The organism is Rathayibacter sp. AY1E8, assembly GCF_002931415.1.
Classification (GTDB): domain Bacteria; phylum Actinomycetota; class Actinomycetes; order Actinomycetales; family Microbacteriaceae; genus Rathayibacter.
In genome coordinates this window covers 1-3,681 of the sequence record NZ_PSVI01000102.1, presented here as the reverse complement: position 1 = coordinate 3,681, position 3,681 = coordinate 1, and the positions used below count along the sequence as shown (strand labels likewise).

Here is a 3,681-nt window from a genome sequence, read left to right as displayed (position 1 = left end):
GGTCGACGTCGAGGTCCTTCGCGAGCTTGCGGATCGGCGGCTTCGCGATGACGGGGAGCGCGGCGGCGGCCGAGGCGGTGGCGGCCGGTCGGCGGCGGCGGGTCTGGACGTGTCCGCCGGCGGTGCCGTAGCCGACGAGCGCGGCTCCGGAGCCGGGGGATCGGGCGTCGGCTCCTGGGTGGGCGCGGGCGCCGTGGTCGGCCGGGGAGCTGCGGGAGGCGCGGGGCGCGGGGGAGGAGCGAATCCGCTGCCCGGCTCCGGGACGAGCGGCTCGCGGGCCTCGATCACGGCGACGGCCAGCGGAGCGACCGCGGCTCCCGAGGCGAGGGCGCTCCGGAGCTGCTCGACCGCGTCGGTCAGCACCGCCCGCCGGGACGTCGATCCGCGACCGGAGGCGAGGGTCGACGTGGCGAGGCCGAGCACGCGCTCGGCCAGCGCCGTCCGCTGCTCCCCGGCCGCGGTCGTCGCGGTGGTGATGGCGTCGGCCGAGACTCCCTCGAGCGCTGCGTTCAGGGATCCGATCGCCACCAGCAGATCGGTGCGGGCCGCGCCCGCGACGGTGCCGTCGGTCGCGGTGAGGAGCGCGAGCGAGTCGTTCCGCAGCGCGAGGCCGGCCTCGCGCGCGGCGGTGTAGGCCGGGGGAGCGGCGACGTCGATGGACGTCTCCCGGAGAGTCGGGGTCGCCTGCGTGCCCTCCGCGGAGGGCGTGCATCCGGTGAGCGCGCCGGCGGCGACGAGCAGGGCGATCGCGGCCGTGGCGCCCCGGAGGAGCGGGCGCGCACCCCCGCGCCGCTCGGCTCGCCCTCGACTCCGCATCACTGCACCCTAATCGGGGGACGGCCGCCGTGGGCGCCGGTCAGCGGGGCGGTTCGCGCATCCGAGACCCGGGTCGGCCGCACCTCCGGGCCGCACCGGCGGCGCTCGACCGGTGGGAAGGGGGCCCGGCGCACGCCCGTCGAGGGCGGGGGACGGCGCGCGCGGAACGGCGGGGCGCCCGCCGCCGCGCCGCCTAGCATGGGGCGTGTGACCGACCAGCAGGAGCCTCCCGTCCGCCTCCGCCCCGAGATCCTGGCGCTCCCCGCCTACAAGCAGGGCCGCGCGGCCGCCGCCGACGCCTTCAAGCTCTCCTCCAACGAGAACCCGTTCGACCCGCTGCCCTCCGTGCTCGCGCGGGTCCGCGAGGTGGACGACTTCAACCGGTACCCGGACGCGGCGGCGACCGCCCTGCGCACAGCGCTCGCCGCGGAGTACGGCGTCCCGATCGAGGAGGTGATCGTCGGAGCCGGCTCCGTCGCGGTCATCGCCCAGCTGATCACCGCGGCGGCGGGCCCGGGCGACGAGGTCGTCTACGCCTGGCGCTCGTTCGAGGCCTACCCCTCGCTCGTCACGACCGCGGGCGCCACCAGCGTGCGCGTGCCGCTCCGCGCCGACGACACCCACGACCTCGACGCCATGGCCCAGGCCGTCACCGAGCGCACCCGCCTGCTGATCGTCTGCAGCCCCAACAACCCCACCGGCACCGTCGCCACCGCCGACGACGTCGAGGCGCTCCTCGAGCGCGTCCCGGGAGACGTCCTCGTGCTCCTCGACGAGGCCTACGCCGAGTTCGTCGACGACGAGCGGGCCGTGGACGGCACCCGCCTTCTCGGCCGCTACCCCAACCTCGTGATCGCCCGCACCTTCTCCAAGGCGTACGGCCTCGCCGGCCTCCGCGTCGGCTACGCGATCGGCCACGCGCGGATCCTCGACGCCGCCCGTTCCACCGCCATCCCGCTCTCGGTCACCCGGTTCGCCGAGACCGCGGCGGTCGCCTCCCTCGAGCACCGCGAGGAGCTCCTCGAGCGCGTCCACCGCATCACCCGCCTCCGCGACGACCTCTGGCGGGCGCTGCTCGACCAGGGCTGGACGATCCCGGAGTCGCAGGCGAACTTCCTCTGGTTCGACACCCGCGAGGACACGGCGCGGGCCGCCGAGGTCTTCGAGCGCGCCGGGGTCGTGGTCCGCGCGTTCCCGCCGGAGGGGATCCGCGTCTCCGTCGGCGAGGCGCGCTCTGTCGACAAGCTCCTCAGCGCGGCGGCCGAGATTGTGGCTTCCCTCCCCGAGGGCCACCCCGCGAGACGGATAGGTTAGTCGGGTGGTAGCCACCAGCACGGAGTCGCCGACTGTCCAGTTCCTCTCCGCGGACGGGCGGTTCTCGCCGACCCCCGCGGCCGAGCAGTACGCCTCCTACCTCGACGGGGTGGACGAGGCGCAGCACCGCTCCTTCTACCGCGAGATGGCGGTGGTCCGCCGCTTCGACACCGAGGCCGCGAACCTGCAGCGCCAGGGCCAGCTCGGACTGTGGGTCCCGAGCCACGGGCAGGAGGCGGCGCAGGTCGGCTCCGCGTTCGCGATGCGCCCGCAGGACCACGTGTTCCCCTCCTACCGCGAGCACGTCGTCGGCAAGATCCGCGGCATCGACCTGCTCGGCGTCCTCGCGCTCCTGCGCGGCACGACGCACGGCGGCTGGGACCCGACCGACCCGACGAACGGGAACTTCCACCTCTACACGCTGGTGCTGGGCTCCCAGGCCCTGCACGCGACCGGCTACGCGATGGGCCTCACCCTCGACGGAGCGACCGGCACGGGCGACCCCGAGAAGGACGCGGCCGTCGTCGTGTACTTCGGCGACGGCGCCTCCAGCCAGGGCGACGTCAGCGAGGCGATGGTCTTCGCCGCGAGCTACCAGGCTCCCGAGGTCTTCTTCCTCCAGAACAACCACTACGCGATCTCGGTCCCCGTGGCCACGCAGTCGCGCAGCCCCCTCTACCTCCGCTCCTCCGGCTTCGGCATCCCCGGCGTGCAGATCGACGGCAACGACGTGCTCGCGAGCTACGCGGTCACCGCCAAGCACCTGCAGGACGCGCGCTCCGGCGGCGGTCCCCAGTTCATCGAGGCGCTGACCTACCGGATCGGCGCGCACACCTCGAGCGACGACCCGACGAAGTACCGCACCGACGACGAGCTCGCCTCGTGGGTCGCGAAGGATCCGATCACCCGCTTCGCCGCGTTCCTGCGGAGCGAGGGCGTGGAGCAGTCCTTCTTCGACGAGGTCGACGAGGAGGCGAAGGACTTCGCGTCCGACATCCGCCGCCGCCTCCTCGCCCTCGAGGTCCCGCCCACGGGCGTCATGTTCGACCACGTCTACTCGGAGCCGCACGTGCTCGTCGAGGAGCAGAAGGCGTGGCTGCAGCGCTACGAAGAATCGTTCGGAGGCGAGTGATGACGATCGACACCAGCACGACGGCCGCGCAGCCGCCCCTCACCGGGTCGCAGCTCGAGTCCATGTCCATGGCCAAGGCGCTCAACGCCGGCCTCCGCCGAGCGATGACGCAGGACGACCGCGTCCTCCTGATGGGCGAGGACATCGGCCCCCTGGGCGGCGTCTTCCGCATCACCGAGGGCCTGCACGCCGAGTTCGGGGCGAAGCGCGTGCTCGACACGCCGCTCGCCGAGTCCGGCATCGTCGGCACTGCGATCGGGCTCGCGATGCGCGGCTTCCGCCCGGTCTGCGAGATCCAGTTCGACGGGTTCATCTACCCGGCGTTCGACCAGATCACCTCGCAGCTGGCCAAGATGACCAACCGCCACGAGGGTGCGATCACCATGCCCGTCGTCATCCGCGTGCCCTACGGCGGGCAC

Annotated in this window: 2 protein-coding genes and 2 pseudogenes; 3 read left to right on the top strand and 1 reads right to left on the bottom strand. The window is 73.8% G+C overall.

What is annotated here, in order from left to right; translation table 11 throughout:
- Nucleotides 1-816, bottom strand: a pseudogene (locus tag C5C74_RS18090) (hypothetical protein); the annotation flags it as partial.
- 198 nt (nucleotides 817-1,014) lie between these two features.
- Here C5C74_RS18090 and hisC point away from each other — a divergent pair.
- The 3 genes and pseudogenes from hisC to C5C74_RS16715 form a co-directional block, all read left to right on the top strand.
- Nucleotides 1,015-2,130, top strand: coding sequence for a histidinol-phosphate transaminase (gene hisC / locus C5C74_RS16725; protein ID WP_104226632.1), 1,116 nt, complete (start codon nucleotides 1,015-1,017; stop codon nucleotides 2,128-2,130).
- Nucleotides 2,131-2,134: 4 nt separating this feature from the next.
- Nucleotides 2,135-3,262, top strand: a complete 1,128-nt coding sequence (locus C5C74_RS16720) for a thiamine pyrophosphate-dependent dehydrogenase E1 component subunit alpha (RefSeq protein WP_104226633.1) — start codon at nucleotides 2,135-2,137, stop codon at nucleotides 3,260-3,262.
- A 62-nt stretch (nucleotides 3,263-3,324) separates the two neighbouring features.
- Nucleotides 3,325-3,681, top strand: a pseudogene (locus tag C5C74_RS16715) (alpha-ketoacid dehydrogenase subunit beta); the annotation flags it as partial.